Annotated in this window: 19 protein-coding genes; 13 read left to right on the top strand and 6 right to left on the bottom strand. The window is 56.0% G+C overall.

Annotated features, from left to right (window positions below):
• Positions 1-28: 28 nt before the first annotated feature.
• Entirely contained in the window at positions 29-550 is a 522-nt protein-coding gene (locus ENH71_RS03550) for a copper resistance CopC family protein (protein ID WP_294133293.1), read from the bottom strand.
• 242 nt (positions 551-792) lie between these two features.
• Between ENH71_RS03550 and ENH71_RS03545 the strand changes: the two genes are divergently transcribed.
• The 5 genes from ENH71_RS03545 (at position 793) to ENH71_RS03525 (ending at position 6,517) form a co-directional block, all read left to right on the top strand.
• The gene (locus tag ENH71_RS03545) at positions 793-2,325 is read left to right on the top strand and encodes a c-type cytochrome (protein ID WP_294133290.1); all 1,533 of its coding nucleotides are present in this window, start codon (positions 793-795) and stop codon (positions 2,323-2,325) included.
• On the top strand, positions 2,325-3,275 hold the full coding sequence (locus ENH71_RS03540) for a hypothetical protein (protein ID WP_294133286.1): 951 nt from the start codon (positions 2,325-2,327) through the stop codon (positions 3,273-3,275). Before ENH71_RS03545 ends, ENH71_RS03540 begins: the two co-directional genes overlap by 1 nt.
• Before the next feature lie 226 nt (positions 3,276-3,501).
• Positions 3,502-4,602: a helix-turn-helix domain-containing protein gene (locus tag ENH71_RS03535; RefSeq protein WP_294133283.1), complete on the top strand. Its 1,101-nt coding sequence runs from the start codon at positions 3,502-3,504 to the stop codon at positions 4,600-4,602.
• A complete protein-coding gene (locus ENH71_RS03530; RefSeq protein WP_294133280.1) occupies positions 4,599-5,585 on the top strand; it encodes a COX15/CtaA family protein in 987 nt (328 codons plus the stop codon). Before ENH71_RS03535 ends, ENH71_RS03530 begins: the two co-directional genes overlap by 4 nt.
• Positions 5,585-6,517: an alpha/beta hydrolase gene (locus tag ENH71_RS03525; protein ID WP_294133278.1), complete on the top strand. Its 933-nt coding sequence runs from the start codon at positions 5,585-5,587 to the stop codon at positions 6,515-6,517. The genes ENH71_RS03530 and ENH71_RS03525 overlap by 1 nt, the downstream gene beginning before the upstream one ends.
• Before the next feature lie 123 nt (positions 6,518-6,640).
• Here the strand turns inward: ENH71_RS03525 and ENH71_RS03520 are convergent, their stop codons facing one another.
• The gene (locus tag ENH71_RS03520; protein ID WP_294133276.1) at positions 6,641-7,456 is read right to left on the bottom strand and encodes a class I SAM-dependent methyltransferase; all 816 of its coding nucleotides are present in this window, start codon (positions 7,454-7,456) and stop codon (positions 6,641-6,643) included.
• 60 nt (positions 7,457-7,516) lie between these two features.
• On the bottom strand, positions 7,517-8,176 hold the full coding sequence (locus tag ENH71_RS03515; protein WP_294133274.1) for a phosphatase PAP2 family protein: 660 nt from the start codon (positions 8,174-8,176) through the stop codon (positions 7,517-7,519).
• Between the two features lie 111 nt (positions 8,177-8,287).
• Here ENH71_RS03515 and ENH71_RS03510 point away from each other — a divergent pair, with 111 nt between their 5' ends.
• Entirely contained in the window at positions 8,288-9,157 is an 870-nt protein-coding gene (locus tag ENH71_RS03510) for a sulfurtransferase (protein ID WP_294133272.1), read from the top strand.
• On the opposite strand, the gene ENH71_RS03505 is transcribed toward ENH71_RS03510, so the two are convergent.
• Complete coding sequence (locus ENH71_RS03505) at positions 9,135-10,007, bottom strand: EamA family transporter (RefSeq protein WP_294133270.1); 873 nt, start codon at positions 10,005-10,007, stop codon at positions 9,135-9,137. The two genes, ENH71_RS03510 and ENH71_RS03505, sit on opposite strands and share 23 nt — an antisense overlap.
• Positions 10,008-10,219: 212 nt before the next feature.
• Between ENH71_RS03505 and ENH71_RS03500 the strand changes: the two genes are divergently transcribed.
• The 5 genes from ENH71_RS03500 (at position 10,220) to secF (ending at position 16,589) form a co-directional block, all read left to right on the top strand.
• Entirely contained in the window at positions 10,220-11,818 is a 1,599-nt protein-coding gene (locus tag ENH71_RS03500) for a peptide chain release factor 3 (RefSeq protein WP_294133268.1), read from the top strand.
• 355 nt (positions 11,819-12,173) lie between these two features.
• On the top strand, positions 12,174-13,292 hold the full coding sequence (gene tgt, locus ENH71_RS03495; protein ID WP_294133265.1) for a tRNA guanosine(34) transglycosylase Tgt: 1,119 nt from the start codon (positions 12,174-12,176) through the stop codon (positions 13,290-13,292).
• Between the two features lie 99 nt (positions 13,293-13,391).
• Positions 13,392-13,721: a preprotein translocase subunit YajC gene (gene yajC / locus ENH71_RS03490; protein WP_294133263.1), complete on the top strand. Its 330-nt coding sequence runs from the start codon at positions 13,392-13,394 to the stop codon at positions 13,719-13,721.
• 15 nt (positions 13,722-13,736) lie between these two features.
• Positions 13,737-15,596: a protein translocase subunit SecD gene (gene secD, locus ENH71_RS03485; protein ID WP_294133260.1), complete on the top strand. Its 1,860-nt coding sequence runs from the start codon at positions 13,737-13,739 to the stop codon at positions 15,594-15,596.
• Positions 15,597-15,632: 36 nt separating this feature from the next.
• A complete protein-coding gene (gene secF, locus ENH71_RS03480) occupies positions 15,633-16,589 on the top strand; it encodes a protein translocase subunit SecF (protein WP_294133257.1) in 957 nt (318 codons plus the stop codon).
• A gap of 70 nt (positions 16,590-16,659) precedes the next feature.
• On the opposite strand, the gene panP is transcribed toward secF, so the two are convergent.
• Together panP and ENH71_RS03470 are read right to left on the bottom strand one after the other, a co-directional pair.
• Positions 16,660-18,315: a pyridoxal-dependent aspartate 1-decarboxylase PanP gene (gene panP / locus ENH71_RS03475; RefSeq protein ID WP_294133254.1), complete on the bottom strand. Its 1,656-nt coding sequence runs from the start codon at positions 18,313-18,315 to the stop codon at positions 16,660-16,662.
• Between the two features lie 97 nt (positions 18,316-18,412).
• Positions 18,413-19,129 (bottom strand): 4'-phosphopantetheinyl transferase family protein, encoded by a 717-nt coding sequence (locus ENH71_RS03470; protein WP_294133251.1) that lies wholly within the window; start codon positions 19,127-19,129, stop codon positions 18,413-18,415.
• 237 nt (positions 19,130-19,366) lie between these two features.
• Here ENH71_RS03470 and ENH71_RS03465 point away from each other — a divergent pair, with 237 nt between their 5' ends.
• Positions 19,367-21,145, top strand: coding sequence for an ATP-binding cassette domain-containing protein (locus ENH71_RS03465; RefSeq protein ID WP_294133248.1), 1,779 nt, complete (start codon positions 19,367-19,369; stop codon positions 21,143-21,145).
• Complete coding sequence (locus ENH71_RS03460) at positions 21,142-22,146, top strand: prohibitin family protein (protein WP_294133246.1); 1,005 nt, start codon at positions 21,142-21,144, stop codon at positions 22,144-22,146. Before ENH71_RS03465 ends, ENH71_RS03460 begins: the two co-directional genes overlap by 4 nt.
• The last annotated feature ends 39 nt before the right edge of the window (positions 22,147-22,185 follow it).

Genomic DNA, 22,185 nt, shown 5'->3' with positions numbered 1-22,185 from the left:
CAGGCCTCTGTTGTAACAGGGGCTTGCGTTATTGCCCCGGACCCAGAAAGCTGCCAGGCTCAATCAGGCGATAATCAGGCACCATGATGTGTTCCTCGTCCTCCTCGGTCACCAGGCTGCTGGGCAGCACGGCGTCAGGGCCGGCGGAGAACAGGAACTGGCCTGACATCAGTTTTTGCTCCGGATCGATGACGCCCCAGTCGACAACATAGTAATCGGACTTTGGCAGTTCAGGCAGGGGCCAGATGAAAACCCGGTTGGCAACCGGGTTGTACCTGAAATTGATGTTGATTACTTTGCCTTCGGCATTCTTCATGACCAGTTTGACGAGACTGACACCGGCACTGAAGCGTAAAATCAGATTGTCAGGTGCCTGTGGCAGTATTTCATCATGATCCGGGATGTGATCGATCTCCACATCTCCGGTATAACGATACGTATGTGAGAAGTGCTGAGCAAAGGCATTGCTGCCGAAAAGCAGCATCAAAGTGCCCAGCACCAGGGCTGTCAGGTGTGGCTGTCGGGTTCTTGTGCTAACTGCAGTTTTCATTAATGCGGTTGTCCTGAAAAGCGGCCATGAGGGGTAAGCTGCATGGGTACGGGCATGGCTGTGAGATAGCGACTTTATAACATGCCCGCCGCAGCCAGCGTAGCGTGCACCTGATGAAATCCGGACGAAATACATGTGATTTCAGAAATCCGTCAGAGATTGTCACTAATCAGCAAGACGACGACCGTATTTTCATGCTCCAATCATCCTGTCAATAGTAACAACAACAAAGGAGGTGTCCTGTGCGGATACTGCAACTCCCCCATCGAAGTGCGCCCGTCATGGGCTGGGCCATCAAGCTCGTGGCCGCCGCCGGCTTCGCGCTGCCATTAAGCGTATCAGCGCAATCCGCGACTGACGAAGTGACTTTCCACAAAGATATTACGCCGATTCTGCAGCGCAGCTGCCAGAGCTGCCACCGCCCCGAAGGCGTGGCACCGATGTCGCTGGTGTCCTACGATGAGGTTGTGCCGTATGCAGGCCTGATCGAATATCGCACGCATCTGCGGGACCGCGCCGGCGCCATGCCGCCATGGTATGCCGAGAAAGATGTCGGCATCCAGGAATACAAGCAGGATCCGTCACTGACTGACGAAGAACTGGCAAAGATCTCTACCTGGGCGCGTAATGGCGTGCCGGAAGGCAGCATTGCCAATGCGCCGGAGCCACTGGACTTTGATGACAGCATGCGCTGGACGGCCGGTACCCCCGACCTGATAGTTCGCACAGAAGACATCACTGTGGAAGGTACCGCCCCGGACTGGTGGGGTGATATCCCCAGCATCCCGACTGGTCTGAATGAAGACCGTTATGTCAAATCGGTGGAAATCCGAGAAGTGAATGATCTGGACATGGTTGCCGCTGGCGGCACCGTCGGTGGCCGTAACATCGTTCACCACATGATCTGGAGCACTCAGGTGTTTAACGACGATGGTACCGCTGAAGGCATCCAGGTGCCCTGGCCGGTGCATGAAATTGCCCGTAACCCGGACATTTTTGACCAGGACGGCGGTCGCCTGTTGCGTGCCAATTCGCACGTGGTATCGAACTCTGTGCACCTGCACGCTACCGGTGTTGATACTACCGGTCATCTGGAAATCGGTTTCCGTTTCCATCCGGTAGGCTATGAACCCAAGTATCGTCCGGTCAGCATCGGCCTGGGCAATGGTGTGGATATCAGCATCACCGGCAATCAGGACAATCAGCAGTTGCACGCCTATGCCGTGCTGGAGCAGCCGACCAAAATCGTCACCTTCGAGCCGCATTTGCACGCGCCCGGCGAGCGTATGTGCCTGGAAGCGATCTGGGGATACACAGTTGAGACGTTGTCCTGTGTGGGTTACGACCACAACTGGGTCCGTGGATACACCTTTGGCGAGGATGCAGCGCCATTGCTGCCCGAAGGCACTGTGTTGCACATCACCGGCTACATGAACAATACCAGCACCAACTCGAATGTACCGGATTCGCGCAACTGGCAGGGTTCCGGTAACCGCTCTGTAACCAACATGTTTATCGATCTGGGTATGCGTGTGGGTATGACGGAAGACCAGTTCCTCGAGGAAATGACCAATCGTCGCAAGAACCTTGATCTGGGTCCCAATGACCACGTGATTGGTTGTCCGCTTTGCCTGGCGCCGCTGGTGGCACCCATAGAGCTGACCGATGAAGACAAAGAAGAAATGTCAGAGGCCATGATCAATTACCTCACAGTGACAGACGACGAAAAAGAAAAAATGCCGGAAGCAATGATCAGCCGGGCGGAGGTAGAGTAATGCTGGTACGTTTTGGAAAAACCTGCTCTGTTGCCCTGGCAACGGTATTGAGTGTGGCGATGTTGTGGTCTGTTGCTGCGTCAGCACAGACCTATCGCAAAGGGCAGCACATCGAAGTGGCCTATGAAGGCTGGGAACAGAACGACGACGGCAGCTACAGCTTCCTGTTTGGTTATCACAACGAAAACTGGGAAGAAGAGCTGGATATACCGGTGGGTGAGAACAATTTCTTCTCACCGGGAGATGCCGACCGCGGTCAGCCGACTCACTTTTTGCCACGCCGCAATCGCTTCACCTTCAAGGTGCAGGTGCCGGCTGACTGGGGTGACAAGGAGCTGGCCTGGACCGTGACTTCCAACGGCGAGACCCGCACTGCCTATGCCACGCTGGCTAAAGACTATGTGGTAGACAGCGTTGTTATTGCCTCGGAAACCGGTTCTCTGGGTGCGGGCACCAGTACGCCTGAGTCGCGTGCCAACACGGCACCACAGGTGACAGTGCTGGGTGATACCATCCGCAATGTCCGTGTCGGTGAACCTTTGACGCTGCAGGCACGCGTTGATGATGACGGACTGCCCACGCCGGGCAACGTTGGCAACTTCCGTTACCCGCTGGCAAGTCGCACGGCAAGCTCGGAAATGCGTCGCTTCAAGGACGCACCCTCGCGTATCACGGTAGGCAAGACCAATGGTCTGTTCCTGTCGTGGAACGTGTATCGTGGTGAAGGCAAGGCAACATTCTCTCCCCAGCAGGTCAAGCCCTGGGAAGACACCCGCGCCAGCGCCAACTCACCGTGGGGTGCTTACTGGACGCCACCACCCATCCCTGAGGATGGTGTGTATGAAGTGTCGGTGACCTTTGATGAGCCAGGTCAGTATATCCTGTGGGGACGCGCTGATGACGGTGGTCTGTATCATGACCAGTATGTCACGGTAAACGTTAATCCCTGAGCATTGTATGCCGATTCAGGGCATACAATGCGGCTGGCTGACAGGGGCCGTGCCCGGTGCCTGTCAGCTGTGATAAAAAACCCCGATCAGCTTTTCCAAAGGAAAGTTGTCCGGGGTTTTTTTATGCCTGTTATACTTGTCGTCGATGATCGATCTGCCGGCATTATGGCAGCGCCATCTTTCGGCACAACTGACGTGTCCATGGCTAAACGAGCACGCACCTACTATGCAATGGATTCATTCCGCGAGCAGTTATCTGGCAATTTCCCAGCTGATGTTTCTGGCCAGCCTTTATCTGGTGTACTTTCCCGGTAAGTTGTTGTCGCGCCTGATTGTTTTATTCAGCGCCTGTATTGCTGCCTACATTCTTTCGCGCTCAATGGCGCCCATGCCGGCAGAACTGAGAATGCTGTTCTCCATGATGGCAACGCTGGCGCCGGCGGTATTGTGGATTATTGCCAGGTATCTGTTTGAAGATCACCGGCGTATTCAACCCGCCATGTGGGCACTGATCGGTGCCTATATAGCGATTCGTGTGATTGGTCTGTTCATTTATGATGGATCGGTGCCGCGTACCAGTGGTTTTTTCCTGTTTTATTTCTACATCCCGCAGCTGGTCATGCTGTTCCTGGCGTGTCATGTGGTTTATATGGCTTGCCGGGGGCGCGATGGTGACCTTATTGAATCCCGGCGCCAGGTCAGGGTGCCGTTTGCGATCGGCATGGGCAGTATTGTCGGACTGATCATAGGCACCGGGTTTTTCTGGATTGGCAGTCCGCAGCTGGACAGTTTGTACTTTCTGGTCGTTTTTGTGTTGATACTGTCGGTCAATCTGGCCATGTTCCGGTTTCAGAATCAGGCACCGCATCTGATTCAGACGGCTGCTGATGCGCCGGTGCCCAAGGTCCCGGTGCCAGACAATGGTGATGTGGTATCGCGCCAGGACCAGGTATTGATAGACCGGATCCTGAAAGCGATGCAGGAAGATCGGCTATATGCAGAATCCGGTTTGACGATTGGTGATCTTGCGGCCCAGGTCTCGGTGCAGGAGTATCGTCTGCGCCGGCTGATCAATCAGTCATTGCACTACCGAAATTTTAATCAGTTTCTTAATCACTATCGTATAGAGGAGGCGGCGCGGCGGTTACTGGATCCGGCGGAAGAACATATCCCCATCTCAAGTATCGCACTGGATGTGGGTTATGCCTCGCTGTCGTCTTTCAATAAGGCATTCAAGGACACCCATGGCGTGACGCCTTCAACCTGGCGCAGTAGCGACCAGTCCACGGCCTCTGTTTTTCCACATTCTGATGAAAGTAGACTATGACTGACACTGAACACATGACTGAAGATACCGCTAAACTAAAATCGTTTCGCCGCATTGCGCTGATCACCATCTGCGCAGTGTATTTTCTGATCCTGGTGGGGGCGAGCGTGCGTGCCTCCGGCGCCGGCATGGGGTGCCCGGACTGGCCTACCTGTTTTGGCAGTTGGATTCCCCCGATCAGTGAGGCGCAATTGCCTGACAATTATCAGGAAATATACGCCGATCGGGGCTACGCAGAAACCCGATTTAATCCGGTGAAAACCTGGACCGAGTATCTGAATCGTCTGGCGGGCGTCAGCATTGGCCTGCTGATTCTGATAACAGCATTTAAATCGCTGCCGCTGCGTCAGTATGACCGGTGGATCACGATTGCCTCTGTGGCGGCGTTGCTGATGGTCATCTATCAGGGCTGGCTGGGCTCGCGAGTCGTGGCCTCGAACCTGCAGCCGGGAATGATCACTCTGCATATGCTGATGGCATTGGCCATTGTCGGCACCTTGCTGTTTGCACTGGCGCGTGCGCGCCGGGGTGTGCTGGCGGCGCAAAGCGTAGCGGCGGTTGGTCCCCGGTTCCAGCGTTGGCTTTATGTGGTGCTGGCGCTGACGGTGCTGCAGGTGGCCATGGGTACCCAGGTACGCGAGATGGTGGACTTCCTGAACCATACCCAGGGGGAGGAACGTTCGGCCTGGGTGTCGGCGCTGCCCTGGTTTTTCTATGTCCATCGTACATTCTCTGCCGTGGTGCTGTTTGCCAATGTCTGGCTGGTCTGGTTGCTGTATCGGTCTCTGGGGCTGCATCACAGTCTGACCCGACTGGCCATGGGCATGTTGGCGGTCATTGTGCTGGCAGTTGTGTCCGGAGCAACGCTGGGGCATCTGGGCATGCCGGCATTGGTGCAACCGACCCACCTGCTCAGTGCGTCGCTGATATTTGGTTTGCAGTTCCTGTTATGGATGGATTACCGCCACGCCCGGGAAGTGTGATGCGGTCTCTGGCTGCGCTGCTCCTCGCGTTTGTCGCAACAGCCTGTGCCTCTTACCCCGGGGACATCACTCGCGAGACGCTGTCGGCGCAGCAGCAATTGGCGCTGGATAACCAAACGCTGGGCCTGAGCTGGCGCCAACACGAAGACCCGGCTGCGGTTGTGGTACTCGTGCACGGCCTCAACCTTGATCCCTCCGCCATGCTGGACGTACAGCAGCTGCTGTTTGATGCCGACATGGATGTGCTGAGTCTGTCGCTGGCCGGCCATGGCAATGCGCTGGATGACGAGGCCCGGTTGCTGCAGTTTAACGAAGCAACGTTCGCCGATTGGCAGCATGACATCGGACGGGCGGTGCAGTCGGCAGCCCGCAGGGCGGCAGTGCTGGATCGGCCTTTGTATCTGGTCGGATTTTCTCTGGGTGGTTTGTTGAGTGCTGATTACCTGGTGCAAAACCCGGGGCATGGCTCTGACCCGGGTGTCGGTGATATTGATCGCATGGTGTTGCTGGCGCCGGCCATTAGCCTGAAGTGGTCTTCGTATCTGCTGTATCCGCTGCAGGTTTTTCCTGACATGTATTTGCCCAGTGTTGCGCCTCGCATATACCGCGCCAATGATTACGCCCCGGTGTCGGCCTATCTGGCACTTTACCAGGGCGTGAACCGGTTCAATGAGTTGGCCGGGCAGCCGGATGGCAGACTGGCGCTGAATATACCGACGCGGGTATTCATGCAGCCGCGTGATGAGCTGGTATCAGCCGACGGCGTGCGTGGTTTTATTGCTGAACACCAGCTCAGCCAGTGGCAGTTTATTGAAATAGAGAAAAGCGGGGATGCTGCTGATGTGCTGAATCATCTGATCATTGGGCCGCACTCACTGGGCGGTGATGCCTGGCAGTCGTTGAGTGTTCAGATACTGAATTTCCTGGAATGACGATCATGCAGCGGGCAGACCGGGGGTCGGTCTCGGAACGACGCCTTCGGCGCCTGATTGTTCCTCGACGGACACCCCGCTCCACCTGCTGCACGAGCTTTGTGTCGTACGTGCTTTTTAAGATCAGTTCTTGATGAACTTCATGGTCATGCGGTCACTTTCACCAATGGCCAGGAACGCCGGCCGCTGTTCGGCAGACAAACCGCGCAGGTTGGGAGGCAACATCCAGACGCCATCGGGATGGTTCTTGGGGTCGTTCGGGTTGGCATTAATCTCCGAGCTGCCGGCGAACGTGAAGCCGTGCTCAGTCATCAGGTCGATCAGCTGTTGTTCGTGGATGTAACCGTTGCCAGGAATCGCGGCTTCATCGGCATCCCAGCGGTGATCCACTATGCCCACGGTGCCACCGGGCTTCAGCGCTTCGTGCCACGCCATGATGACGCTCTCTGCCCCCATGCCAATCCAGTTGTGTGCATTGCGAAAATCGAGAATGACATCGACGCTGCCCGGCGCAGCGATACGCGACTGGGCCTGGGTCAGCTGCTCGGCAATGACAACGTCGTCGTATACATCCGGGTTGCTGTCGAGCAGGCGCTGGAACGTGGCATTGCTGCCGCTCATCCAGCCAGCCAGCGGTTCCGGGCTGCGATCATAGGTGGCGCCGATCAGGGTGCCATGATCCTGCAGGTAAGGGGCCAGGATTTGGGTATACCAGCCGCCGCCGGGCCAGGCTTCGATGACCGTGTCATCCTGTTCTACGCCAAAGAAGGTCAGCGTTTCGTAAGGGTTGCGGTAGACATCGCGTGTCCGATCAAGATCAGAGCGATGCTCGCCATCAATGGCGGCACGCAGCGGACCGTTGCCCTGAGCGTTCACGCTGCTGATGCTCAAGGCACCCAGCATCAAGGTCAAGAGAGAGGTTTTTACCAGGGTTTTCATTATTTTGGACTCCGATCATGGTTGGCTGTAACCCTGAAGATTACCCCAGAACCTGTTGTGTTAATAGACTGTGATTATGCTCAGGCTCAAATAGGCAATCAGTGATCCCAGCAACATGCCGGCCAGCACATCGGAAATGAAATGCACCTTGAGCATGACGCGTGACAGACCGATCAGGGCCGCCCATGTGTAGGCCAGCAGGCTGACGCCGGGAAAGCAGATGCTGGTGATGCCGGCAATCATGAAGGCCGCGGTGGTGTGGCCGGATGGAAAGCTGAATTCGTCAGAGGGTTTCAATACCGGTGTCATTGCTTGTACAACGTGGAACGGGCGTCGGCGTTTGAAGCTTCTTTTGAGCACCCAGTAAATGGGCAGTTCGATCACAAAGGCCAACAAACCGGCCAACAGGAATGTTGTGCCCTGGTCAGGGAACAGCATCGGCAGAGACAGACCCATCAGCAGATAGAGGTAACCATCTCCGGTGAAGGATATAAAACGTATCAGTGTTTCCAGTTGCATGCGTTGGTGAAGACGGTTGAGACCAAGAAACAGTCGGGCATCCAGGGCGGCTAACCATTGCAATGCGACTATGCTTCGCTCCATCATGACCGGGGTCTCCGATATCTGAATTGGCGCCAGTGTGGCAGTGCTTTGTGACAGCCGTGCGTCCTTGATATGACAGTTGTGTGACGGCGCATTGGTGGCGCCCGGTGCAAACATATGCCCGTTGTTGACCGGCCTGGAGCTGAGCCTGAGTTGCGTCTGCCATTGGCCAGCTGCTAATGTTCAGGGCAGTAATATTGTCAGCAACTATTCAGGTAGACCAACCTCATGACGCTATCCCCTCTGATTTCTGTGTCTCAAGCTGCTCAACGACTGGCGGATGACGATGTGCTTGTGTTTGACGTTCGCTTCAAGCTGGATGATCCGGCCTATGGTTCGCAAGCCTACGCCGAATCACATGTGCCCGGCGCCGTCTATCTGGATCTGGATAAGGACCTGTCATCGCCCATCGTGCCGGGTGTCACCGGACGGCATCCATTGCCGGATGCGAATGTGTTCGAGGCGCGCATGCGTGAGATCGGTTTGCGCAAGTCGGACCAGGTCATTGTCTACGATGATGGTCCGGGTTTTTATGCGGCCAGACTCTGGTGGTTGCTGACCTGGCTGGGTCATACCCGGGTCCGTGTGCTCGATGGTGGTCTCAGTGCCTGGCGCCAGGCGGGCATGCCGATGACTGCCGAGAGAACGGTGCGGCCCTGGCCGGGCGATTTTACCGCGCAGCCGGATAACGCGTTGTTGGTAGCCGCCGATGGCGTCCTTGCACAGGTTGGTGAAGCGCCCGATCAGGCAAACCTGGTTTTGCTGGATGCCAGGGCGCCGGAGCGCTTTCGTGGTGAAGTCGAGCCGATTGATCCGGTTGCCGGCCATATTCCGGGTGCCATGTGTCTGCCTTGCACTGGCAACCTGGATGCCGAGGGACTGTTTTTGTCGGCCCCGCATCTGAAGGCACGCTTCCCGGATGTCGACGCGGGACAGAACCTGGTGTGCTACTGCGGATCCGGCGTTACCGCCTGCCACAATATTCTGGCTGCGGTTATTGCCGGGCTGCCGATGCCTCGCCTGTATGCCGGTTCCTGGAGTGAATGGATTACCAATCCCGGCCGGCCGGTCGCGGTCACTGGACCTGAGGTCGGCTGACCGGTCGGCGGAATCGCGAGTTGAGCCACAATGACAGCGCGATAATGCCGCCGCCGATGATCAGCGGCAGCAACGGCTCATCATGACCCCAGATCGCCAGGTTGACGACCAGGCCGGCTGGCACCAGAGCATTGTTCATCACTGCCAGGGTGCCGGCATCCACTTCGCAACCGCCGCGATTCCACAGGTACAGGCCGACACCGGACGCAACAATACCCAGCCACGCCAGGATGCCCCAGTGCAAGGCATTGTCAGGCAACATCTGCTTGTTGCCAAAAATCAGGAATGACGGCAGTGCAATGATCAGGGCACCTATAAAGAAGTGGCCAAATGTCCGCCATGGCGCGATTGCTACGGGCCAGCGCAGCATCAGGTGTTTGTAACCTACCTGACCCGCTGCGAAGGTAATGTTGGCGATCTGCAGGAGGACAAAACCGGTCAGATAATCCTGGCTCAGACCGTCGAAACGAATCACTGCAGCGCCCAGCGTGGCTATGGCCGCGGCCAGCAATGCCAGGGGAGAGAATCGACGATTGAGGGCATCGTCGATCAAGGTGACATACAAGGGGGTGAAAATGGTAAACAACAACACTTCAGGCACGGTCAGCATACTGAAAGACCGGTACATCAACGCGTAGGTGATACCGAACTGCAATGCACCGCACAACATGATGCCGGTCACCAGCGGGCGCGGGATACCGCGCCAGACAGTAAAGGGCAAAAACATCAGGGCCGCCAGTGTTACCCGGGTCAATACGGCAAAGTCACTGTCGACGTTGCCGGAGAGGAATTCGCCAATCAGGCTGAATGAGAACGCCCACAGCACGGTGACAATAACGAGCAGGCCCATGGACAGGATCCTTGTAAATGAGTGTGAAAGCAGTGACGGGCGAAATAATGGATTTGCCAGCTATGCGTCTTTTGAGGCGCGCAAGGGTATCACAGCTCTGATCTTGCCGCTATTTGCCGCTTTATGATTGTTTGTCTGCGAGACATCGGCGAAAATAGCGTTTTTAAGTCCCTGGCAGCCGTGTGCTGCTGCAACCACAAGACCCGTATTCAATGTCTACCAATCTACTAGCGCAGGAAGTTGCGACGCGTCGTACCTTTGCCATTATTTCGCACCCGGACGCCGGTAAAACCACGATCACGGAAAAGCTGCTGCTGTTCGGCAAGCTGATCCAGTCGGCAGGCTCGGTCAAGGGCAAGCGTAACGAAAAGCACGCCACCTCGGACTGGATGGCAATGGAGCAGCAACGGGGTATCTCGGTGACCTCGTCGGTGATGCAGTTTCCTTACAATGACGCCGTCGTCAACCTGCTGGATACGCCCGGCCACGAAGACTTCTCGGAAGATACCTATCGGGTATTGACCGCGGTAGATTCCGCTCTGATGGTGGTCGATGGCGCCAAGGGTGTCGAGGATCGTACCATCAAGCTGATGGAAGTCTGTCGCTTGCGTGACACACCGATCTTCACCTTCGTCAACAAACTGGACCGTGATACCCGCGAGCCGATCGAAGTGCTGGATGAAATTGAAACGGTACTGAACATCCGTTGTGCGCCGATCAACTGGCCGCTGGGTAATGGCAAGGGTTTCAAGGGTGTTTACAATCTGTACACCGATACCATCCATGTCTATCACCATGGCCAGGGTACCCGTATTCCGGATGATGTGCAGATCAAAGGGCTGCGCAGCGCCGAGGCAAAAGCGCTGCTGGGTGCCTATGCGGATGACTTTGCCGATGAAATTGAACTGGTCCGCGGCGCCAGCAATGAGTTTGATCTCCGCGAATATCTGGCAGGTCGTATGACGCCGGTGTTTTTTGGCACCGCGCTGGGTAATTTTGGTGTGCGCGAGATGCTCAACGACTTCGTCAAATGGGCACCGCAACCGCGGGCGCGCGCTACCGAAACCCGTTCGGTGACGCCGAAAGAAACACCATTTTCGGCTTTTGTATTTAAAATCCAGGCCAATATGGACCCAAACCATCGCGACCGTATTGCCTTTCTGCGCATCTGTTCAGGCGCTTACAGCAAGGGCATGAAACTGCATCATTGCCGCCTGGGCAAGGAGATTCGCATCAGTGATGCGGTGACGTTTATGGCGGGCGAGCGGGAGCAGGCAGAAAACGCAGTGTCCGGCGATATCATCGGTTTCCACAATCACGGCACCATTCAGATCGGCGACACCTTTACCGAAGGTGAGGACCTGCAGTTCACGGGTATCCCGCACTTTGCGCCGGAACTGTTCCGCCGCATCCGGCTGAAGGATCCATTAAAGACCAAACAGTTGCAAAAAGGTCTGAAGCAATTGTCGGAAGAGGGCTCGGTGCAGGTGTTCATGCCGCAGCGCAACAATGACCTGATTGTCGGCGCGGTGGGTGTGCTGCAGTTTGAGGTGGTGGCCTACCGTCTTAAGGATGAGTACAAGGTGGATTGCATTTATGAGCCGGTGAACATCTACAGTGCGCGGTGGGTTGAGTGTGATGATGCGAAGAAGTTTGAGGAGTTCAAGAAGAAGGCCTATGAGAACCTGGCTGTTGATGGGGGTGATCACCTGACCTATCTGCCACCGACGCGTGTGAACCTTGCCCTGATGGAAGAGCGCTGGCCCGATGTCCGCTTCCGCGCGACCCGAGAACACAGGAAGTCCGATTGATTGAGAATTGCCATTTCGTTCCGAGCCGCGGGCTACTGATTGTCTGCTAGAGGAGACGCCCGTGAACCCATCCCTGGGGGGCTCGGCGACGACCGTCCAAGGGTCGTCGACGCTCCTCAAGCAGACAATCAGCATCCCGCGTCTCTACCTTACGTGCAATCTGTCAGGTTGAGTTTGCAGCAAGAGACGCGGGGTGTGGGAGGCGAATTTCGGAGCGTATGCGACCCTCGGACGGTCGCATCCGAGCCCCCCAGGGATGGGTTCACGGGCGTCTCCGAAAAGCGCCTCCCACACCCCGTGGCTCGACAACAGATCGCTGATCCAAATTTGATTGTCATAACCAAGCAGAGAACACATGAAATTTGAACTGAAGACAACTGATGGCGCCGCGCGGCGTGGCACGCTGACGTTTCCGCGCGGCGAAGTGCAGACCCCCGCATTCATGCCCGTCGGCACCTACGGCACCGTAAAAGGTCTGACGCCCGAGCAGGTCAAAGGCACCGGCGCCGAGATTATTCTTGGCAACACCTTCCACCTTATGCTCCGGCCTGGCACCGACATTATCAAACAGCACGGCGACCTGCACGACTTCATGGGCTGGGACAAACCCATTTTGACTGACTCCGGCGGTTTCCAGGTATTCAGCCTTGGTGACATGCGCAAGATCAGTGAAGAGGGCGTCAATTTTCGCTCACCTGTTGATGGCGCCAAAGTGTTTCTCGGTCCCGAGTCCGCAATCAAAGTGCAGCAGGACCTGGGCGCCGACATCATCATGATCTTTGACGAATGCACGCCATACCCTGCCACTGAAACCGAGGCCCGTGACTCAATGCAGCTATCCCTGCGCTGGGCCGTGCGTTGCAAAGAGGCCCATGGCGACCATCGCGCAGCCCTGTTCGGTATTATCCAGGGCGGTATGTACAACCAATTGCGACAGGAGTCGCTGGATGGCCTGGTGGCGCTGGATTTTCCCGGCTACGCCATTGGCGGTCTGTCCGTTGGTGAAACCAAGGAAGAGATGATCAGCGTGCTTGATTATGTCGGTCACCGTATGCCCGCGCACAAGCCCCGCTATCTGATGGGCGTGGGTACGCCCACGGATATCGTCGATGCCGTGAGCCGCGGCATCGACATGTTTGATTGTGTCATGCCCACCCGCAATGCCCGCAACGCCTACCTGTTTACCAGTCAGGGCCTGCTCAAGCTGCGCAATGCCCGCTTCCGGGACGATACCCGGCCTCTGGACCCGGCATGTAGCTGTTACACCTGCCAGCACTTCAGCCGTGCCTATCTGCATCACCTGGACAAGTGCAAGGAGATGCTGGGCGCGCAATTGAACACAATTCATAACCTGCACTACTATCAGGACCTGATGCAAGGTTTGCGTCAGGCCCTGGAACAGGGTAGATTTACCGCCTTTACAGAAACGTTTTACCGAAATCAGCGTGTGCTGGAAACCCGGCAGGACGCCTGACAGGCGGCAGATTCGCCTTTATATTACAGTAATAACCATTGACCCTTCGGCCGCACCGGGTAGTTCCCGGCAGGCCCCATTGCTTGAGAGACTTGTGTTATGGATTTTCTGATTAGCTCCGCCCACGCTCAGGATGCCGCATCGCCAGCAGGTGGCGCCATGTTCAATCTGTTGTTCATTGGCGGCATGTTCCTGCTGTTTTACCTTATTTTGTGGCGTCCACAGGCCAAGCGCGCGAAAGAGCACCGCGAACTGGTGGGTGGCCTGAGCAAAGGTGACGAAGTGCTGACCAGTGGCGGTATTCTGGGCCGTATCACAAAAGTGTCAGATGACTATGTCACTGTTGAGGTGGCTGACGGTGTTGAAGTCAGTCTGCAGAAGTCTGCAATAGCGGCCGCGCTTCCGAAAGGCACCATCAAGTCAATCTGACAGGCTTAACGAGACATGCTGAACAAGTTTCCCTTATGGAAAAACGTCATGGTACTGCTGGTGATTTCACTGGCAGTGCTTTTTGCTGTACCAAATCTATTCCCTGACGACCCGGCGATCCAGATTTCGCACGAGAACGATGCCATTACCGAACTCGACCTGGGCATGGCCACCGATGCTTTGCGCGCGGCCGGAGTTGATTACTTTGGTGACGAAGTCACGGATATGGGGGCCATGATCAGGTTCGCCGGCCTTGACCAGCAGCTACGTGGCAAAAGCGCTATCGAAGAGGCCCTGCCGGACGGTTACATCATTGCCCTGAACCTGGCAGCAACCACACCGGATTGGCTGCAGTCGCTGGGTGCAACCAAGATGAATCTGGGCCTGGATCTGCAGGGTGGTGTGCACTTCCTGATGGAAGTCGACATGGAAACCGCGCTACGCAGGCGTATGGAGAATATCCTCAGCACGATCCGGCAGGAGCTGCGCTCCGAACGTATCCGCTCGCGCTCGCTGGAACTGGTGGGCGAAAGCGAAATTGAGCTGCGTTTTGCGGATGAAGAATCCCGCAGTCAGGCGCGGAGCATCATTCGCGATGGTTTTAGCGACCTGCAGGTGCAGGCGCGGGAAACCGGCGGCGATTACCTGCTTGAGTTGACCATGTTGCCCGCCAGTATTCAGCAGATGCAGGTTGATACCATTGCCGCCAACCAGACCACGATTCGTAACCGTGTCAACTCTCTGGGGGTGTCGGAACCGATCGTGCAGCAACAGGGCCCCGACCGAATTGTAGTGGAGTTGCCTGGTGTCCAGGATACCGCGCAGGCAAAGCGTATTCTGCAGCGTATCGCTACCCTGCAGTTTCATCTGGAGGCCAATGCCGGCGCCTCGTCAACCAGCTATGAAGTCTATGACTATCAGGGGCAGCAGATTCGTGTCGACAATGATGTGATTCTGCAGGGTGATCGCGTCAGCAATGTGCGCTCGGCACTGGATCAGTATGGCCAGCCCCAGGTGGTGATCAATCTGGACGCGCAGGGGGGGCAGCAATTCAACCGGGTGACACGCGAAAATATCGGCCGGCCAATGGATATTCTGCTGATCGAGACCCGAACCCGCACCGTGCTCGACGAAGATGCTGAAGGCAACACCGTTGAGCGTCAGGAAACCTACGAAGAGCGCCGGCTGATCAGCCATGCCGTGATTCGGGCCGCATTGGGGCGTGAGTTTGTTATCACCGGTCTCAGTGGACAGGAAGCCAATGACCTGTCTCTGCTGATCCGCTCCGGTGCGCTGGCAGCACCGATGTACTTTATCGAAGAACGCACGGTCGGACCCAGCCTGGGCGCCGAGAATATTGCGCAGGGCGCCGGTGCGGTGTTGCTGGGCTACCTGTTGGTGATGTCCTTCATGCTGTACTACTACCGCCTGTTTGGTCTGGCCGCCAATCTGGCGCTGATGATCAATATTGTGCTGCTGGTGGCCATGATGTCCATTATCGGTGCCACACTGACATTGCCGGGTATCTTCGGTATCGTGTTGACCATCGGTATGGCGGTGGATGCCAACGTACTGATCTTCACCCGCATACGGGAAGAAATGGTCTCCGGGTTGTCGCCTCAGAATGCCATTTCATCGGGCTTTGATCGTGCCTTCTCAACCATTGTGGATGCCAACCTGACCACCTTCCTGGTGGCGATGGTACTGTTTACCGTGGGCACCGGTCCGGTCAAGGGTTTTGCGGTCACATTGATGATCGGCATCATGACCTCCATGTTCTCCGCGATCATGGTAACGCGATTTATCGTCAATACAATTTATGGTGGGCGGGCTGTTAAAAAGCTCTCAATCGGCCCATTCATTAAGGCCGCTTAAGGCCACCGTTACAGCACAGGCAAAGGCAACGTTAGCATGGCATTGTTAAAAAACGACATAGATTTCATGAGCCCGCGCAAGCGACGCATTACCGGAATCATTTCTGCGGTGATGCTGGTGGTGGCGATACTGTCGCTGGCCATCAACCGCTTTGAATTCGGTCTGGATTTCACCAGTGGTACGCTGATTGAAGTCGGTTACTCCGAGTCGGTGAATCCCGAGAACATTCGCCAGCAGCTTATCGTCGCGGGTTATGAGGACGCTGTGGTGGTGACCTTCGGGTCGGATCGCGATGTGCTGGTGCGCCTGCCTGTGGCTGAAGGCGACGATGAAGCCATGAACAATGAGGCCGCCTCACTGGGTAATGAGGTGCTTGCATTGCTGCAGGCCGAAAGCGACACGCCCATTGAGATGCGGCGCTCGGAATATGTGGGTCCGAAAGTTGGCGCGGAGTTGGCGGAGCGTGGCGGCCTGGCCTTGCTGGTGGCGCTGGGCATTGTCATGCTGTATGTGGCGGTGCGCTTTCAATACAAATTCGGTATTGCCTCGGTGGCGGCACTGGCACACGATATCATTGTGGTGCTGGGTGTCATCTCCCTGTTCCACCTGACCTTTGACCTGACAGTGCTGGCGGCGCTGCTGGCCGTGATCGGTTACTCGCTTAATGACACCATCGTGGTGTTTGACCGTGCCCGGGAGAATTTCCGCATTATGCGCTCGACCGACCCGGAGCACATCCTGAACACCACGCTGAATCAGGTGATTTCACGAACCTTCGTCACCTCATTGACAACCTTGATGGCATTGACTGCAATGCTGATCATGGGGGGTGAGGCGATTCGCGGTTTTGCTGTGTCCCTGATCGTGGGCGTGACCGTAGGTACCTACACATCTTTGCATATAAGCTGCAATTTCCTGATGTACCTGGGGATTACCAAGGAAGATCTGGCTGTTCCGGTCAAGGAAGGCGAAGAAGTCGATTCCATGCCCTGATCGGTGACATGCGAGGCGGCAGGGACTTGCCGCGGCGCCCGGGCAAGTTCACTCGCATGATGGTGTCAGTTCAAGCTTCCGATTTACTCAGACCCAGTACCGCCCGAATATCCTTCAGCTGCGCCTGCATTGCCGGGCGGCCAGCAATCTCGCGCTGCTCTGCCAGCATGTCCTGCAATATTTCCACGGTGGTCAGCGGGTTCGCCAGCACTGCCCGGAATACAATAATCGGATCCCGTTGGTAACGTACCGGATTCAAGCGGGTGCGTGACACAAACGAGCGGCCCAGGCCGCGTTGGGTTTTCTGCATGCTCTTGGTCAGCAGGCTGATCAGCTGATTGGCCTGGCGTCGGATGTCATCGTCCGCCACTGGCAAGGCCTGCTGGATATCCGCGGGCAAATAGCGATAGGTCAGTATATTCAGCTCCGGTTCGGTAACCAGCTCGAAGTCATCTGCCTGCGTGATCATGTCGGCAAAACTGCGCGCCTTTTCGATGCCCTGGTCAATCAGCAGTTCGTAACCCTGGCGCCCGATGATCTGCAGTCCCGAATGCACCAGAATCGCCATGCCCGGGCGGGATCCTTCCACGGTATGGCTGCCCAGATCCTTGGAACCCTTGCGGATGATGTATTCGGCGTGGTGTTCAACGCTGCTCAGGGTTTCCGGGTTACGGAAGACACAGATACCGGCCCCCATGGGGACATAAAGCTGCTTGTGGGCATCAAGTGTCACCGAGTCGGCGCGCTCAATACCCTTCAGCAGCGAGCGATACTTGTCAGAGAACAGTGTCGGTCCGCCCCAGGCGGAATCAACGTGGAAGTGGATCTGGCGTTCGGCAGCGATGTCAGCCATGGCATCCAGCGGATCGACATTGCCGGTTTCCGAGGTGCCTACGATGCCGACGATCGCCATGACCTTAATATTCTGCTTTGCCAGCTCGTCGCATTTTTGCGCCAGCAGATCGGTGCGGATCTTGTTATTGGCATCGGTCTCAATGCCAATCAGTGAGCGGCGGCCAATACCAAGAATATCGGCGGCCTTGCCCAGCGAATAGTGGCCGCGCTCCGATACCAGAATGGCCAGACCCTGATAGCCGTAATGCTGCATACCTGCCAACAGACCGTCCTGGCCCAGGCCGGCAAAGTCACCACGTGGTGCCAGCACGTTGTTGCGTGCGGCCCACAGGGCCGTCAGGTTGGCGATGGTGCCCCCGGAGCAGAAGCTGCCCAGCGCATGTCCGCGGTCGTGCATCCAGCGCTGGTAGAAGCTATCGTCCTGCTGGTAAATCAAATGATGCACCATGCCGATCACCTGGCGTTCCATTGGGGTAAACGCCTTGGAGGTTTCCACCTTTACCAGGTTCTGATTGAGGGCCATCATGATGCGCGACAGGGGCAACATGAAATACGGCAGGGCCGAGGTCATATGACCCACAAAACTGGGTGCGGAGATATGCACGGACTGCGCGACCAGTTTGTCCAATACAAACTGAATCTGATCCGAGACAAAGGTTGGCTGCTCTGGAATGTGCGGGTTGGCGAAATCGGCCTCAATATCGGCGAGATCGCGTTCGGCGGCCACAATATGCTCCTGCAGGAACCCGGCGAGGTTCTGGGAGATAGAGTGATCGATTTGTCCGAGAGTTGAATCCGGTGCTTCCGGTACCGTGAAAATGCGGTACAGGGACTCCAGGCTGGCTTGGGCCAGTTTTTTGCTGTCGCTCATCAGGGACGCTCATCCAGACACGGGGTGCGCAGTATAGTGCAATTGCGGTAGCGATGGAAACGCTGGCCGGCAGTGACAGACGGATGTGATGCCGGTGTCAGTCCCGGGTTTGCGCTCTGAGTACAATCGCGGTATGAACGCCGGTGGCATCCATGGCATAAGTGCCGTAACCGCTATAGCCGGCGCGGAACTCAGTGTCCAGGTCTTCAAGCAGTTCAAAGCGAAACTTGCCGCCTGATGCGGACCCGGAAGGCAGGGGGCTGATGATTGCTGCCTGAAAATCAAAGAATCGGTTTACCAGCGGGAACAGGCATTTGAACAGGCTCTCCTTGGCGGAGAACACCAGTGTTAAAAAATGCAACGGTGAGTCAAATAACTGTATTTGTCCGCTGCGGGTTTCGCTTGGGGTCAAAATTAGCGAGCTGACGTTTTCTCTGTTGCTCTTTTTAATCCAGGTCTCCGAATCCAGGCCCACGGCCCGGATGTGCTGTTGGCGCGCCACGACTGCGGATGCGTAGCAATGGCTATGGGTAATTGAGCCGACGAGCCCGGGAGGCCACAAAGGGACGCGATTGGCACCGATTCCGACGGCCGCGTCAAGGTTACTATCAAGCTGTGCCAGGGCTGCGCGGGCGCAGTAGCGGCCGGCGAGAAACTCGGCCTTGCGTTTCTGTACCGCGCTGTCCATTTTTGCCGGCAGGATGAGGCCGAGCTGGTTGGCAGTCTCGTCGTGAAACAAAGTCCTGTCGAAGTGACAGCTGACTTGATAGCAGTCGCTGTCGATAGCAAGCGGTGGGCTGAGTTGACGTATCATGATGGACGTTTGCTGCACTGCTTTGGCGGGAATGCTACAGGATAGCATGCCGGGATGATGGTTTTGTGTGACATGGTTCAATCTCTCGCCCACAGCCCCTGAGTTTTCGAACAAAACGGTTGCGTTGCACGATAACATGTCAGTAAAATCAGATGAATTAATGTAACAAATTCTTGAGTTTTTTTCGCTGCGTAAGCTCTGCTGTGATGACTCCACGGAAACGTTTCGAGTGATAATATGAGTCTGGAGCAAGATCCGGCAGATAAACGTGATCCATCGTCAGTCGGTGATACTCTGCTTCGTTATCTGACGCGGTTTCCCCAGCCTCGGTGGAAAAACCCTTTCAAATCCAAATTTTTAAAAATGGCCCGTGTCGACAGCCCGTCGGTCAAGGGTCTGCTCGGCGTTGCCGTGCTCAGTGCCGCCTTCGGTACCGCAGTGGTCTACTTTCTGAACGCCGAATCCAAGCTGGTTGGTGAGGAGCAGTATTCCGTATTTGCTGCCGTTGCCTTTCTGGTCATGCTGGTGTGCTACCGTTTTTGTCAGCGCTTTCTGATAGCACAAGCCAGCAAATCCATTGAAGCCGCCATGAATGAGTGGCGGCAGCGGATTGTCGCCAAAGTCACCAAGCTGTCACTAAGAAACATTGAGGATTTCTCGGAAGAAGCGATAACGGATGGTCTGATAAAAAACTACGGACCACTTTCCCAGGCGATCATCACCATAACGGCAGGCGTCGAGTGTCTCAGCTTGCTGATTTTCATGTATTTCTATGTGATATTCCTGTCACCTCTTGCCGCATTGCTCACAGGTATAGTCGGTGTGCTGACGGTGCTGGGGTATCTTTCCGTGTCTGCGCGGCTGGCTGATACCTTGCGGGAGTCGGCCATGTCCAATGCCAGCCTCGATCGGTCAATGGAAGCCGGCATCAAAGGGGCCAAGGAGCTCCGGCTGAATACCAGCAAGCGCACCGAGTTTCTCGAAGACGCCAGATCAGCTTCGTCGCAATTGTATAAGAACAGATCTGCCAGTGCCTCGCTGTTTGCGGAAGTGCTGGCCTCCGGAACTACGGCATCCTATCTGATGGCGGGTTCGGTAATTTTTATTCTGCCCATCCTCAATCCTCAGGAGAAAGACGAGATTGCCCGTATCGTGGTGGCCGTGCTTTTTCTGATCGGGCCGATTGGCGGTGTGATCGGCAGCATTCAGCAATTCAATATCGCCCGCTTCTCGGTGTTGGGCATCATGAAGTTCGAAGAGGAAGTGGATGCCTGTCTGGACAAAAATGAAGACACTGATGACAATGACAGCGCTAAAGATCTGGCAGATTTCGACATTATCCGGCTTGAGCAGGTCAAATACAGCCATCGCTCGGCGTTGGCCGCGGATGCTGAGCACGCATTCAGTGTCCGCGAGTTGAATTTTTCCATAGAACAGGGGTCGATCACCTTCATTACCGGGGGCAATGGCTCGGGTAAAACCACAATTCTGCGGCTGCTGGCCGGGCTTTATCCACGCGAGCGCGGCGATATCCATGTCGATGATACCCTGATCAACCGATTCCCGACGCAGAACTACCGTGATCTGTTCGCGAGTGTATTTGCCGATTTTCATCTTTTTGCCAAGCCTTACGCTCTGGATGCGGACGGTGTGGCGAGACTGGACAACTGGCTGACCAGGTTGCATGTGCGGGGCAAATTTCCCGCTGATCTGAACGCAGGTTATGACACGCAAGCCTTGTCGACCGGGCAGAAGAAACGCCTGGCGCTGGCATTAGCGCTGGCTGAAGACCGGCCGGTACTCATTCTTGATGAGTGGGCGGCAGATCAGGACCCGCAGACACGCAAGTTTTTTTATCGAACCCTGTTGCCGGAATTCAGGGCATCCGGGAAAACGCTGGTAGTCGTTACGCATGATGATCGTTACTTCGATTGCGCTGATCATCATTACCATGTGGAAGAGGGCAGAATCACGCTCGCTACCGAAGGCCAGGATGGGGGAGACTTCAAACAGTGAAAAAATATTTGCATGCCGTATTCATGCGATTCCGCTACGGATTTATATTCACCGTCCTCATATTGCTGTTCCTGCTGATCATATTGTGGGACAAGATCGTGTACAAAGTCCCCGACGGCCATGAAGGCGTGATCTGGCACAGTTTCCGGTTTCCCTGGGCCCCCAACTATCACAGTGAACTGGCCGGAGAGGGCCTGGCGTTCATCTGGCCCTGGGACAAGTTCTATCTGTACGACATACGCCTGAAAACTCACAACGAGACCTATCAGGTCGTGTCACAGGAAGGTTTGCATTTTGAGATCGAGATGACCTTCAGATGGCGGGTGGTGGGGGAAAATCTCGTTGAGCTGAATCAGACAGTGGGGCTTGATTACCTGCAATCCATGCTGATTCCGGAAATTGGCTCTGTGCTCAGGCATGTTGTTGCCGACTACCGGGCCGAGGCCCTGTACACAGTGGCAAGAAATGCCGTGCAGGCCGAAATTTACGAGGAAGTCACGTCGAGTTCCCTGCCTAATCATATCGGTTCCCGTGCTACCCAGGAGCCGGGCATCACTATTGTGCTTCAGGACACGTTGATGACCAGAATAGAGCTGCCGGAAACCCTGCAGGTGGCGATCGAAAGCAAGCTGGCGGAAGCTGAAATGGTAGAGCAGTACGAGTTCAGGGTGGAACGCGAACGTCTGGAAAGTGAACGCAAGCAGATTGAGGCGGAAGGTATTCGCAACTTCCAGGAAACGGTCGCCCCGGCGATCACCGACAGCTACCTGCAATGGCGTGGCATTGAGGCCACGCTGCAACTGGCTGAGTCCGACAACGCCAAAGTCGTGGTAATCGGAAACAGCGCCAATGGCCTGCCCTTGATACTGGATACCGGAGACGGCGCGCGCCGGCCCGCAGCGAGTATCCTGGACAGTGTCATTGAGCCAGACAGCGACACTGAAACTGACCCTGAAACAAACAATGAGACTGACCAGACCGGTGCTGCTCAACAGCAGTGACAGTCTGGCGTATTGGGATTGACGAGTGACGGAGGCTGG

It is taken from the genome of Pseudohongiella sp., assembly GCF_011050365.1.
GTDB lineage: Bacteria > Pseudomonadota > Gammaproteobacteria > Pseudomonadales > Pseudohongiellaceae > Pseudohongiella.
Note: the sequence above shows the minus strand (reverse complement) of the source record. Positions and strands in the feature narration are given on the sequence as shown.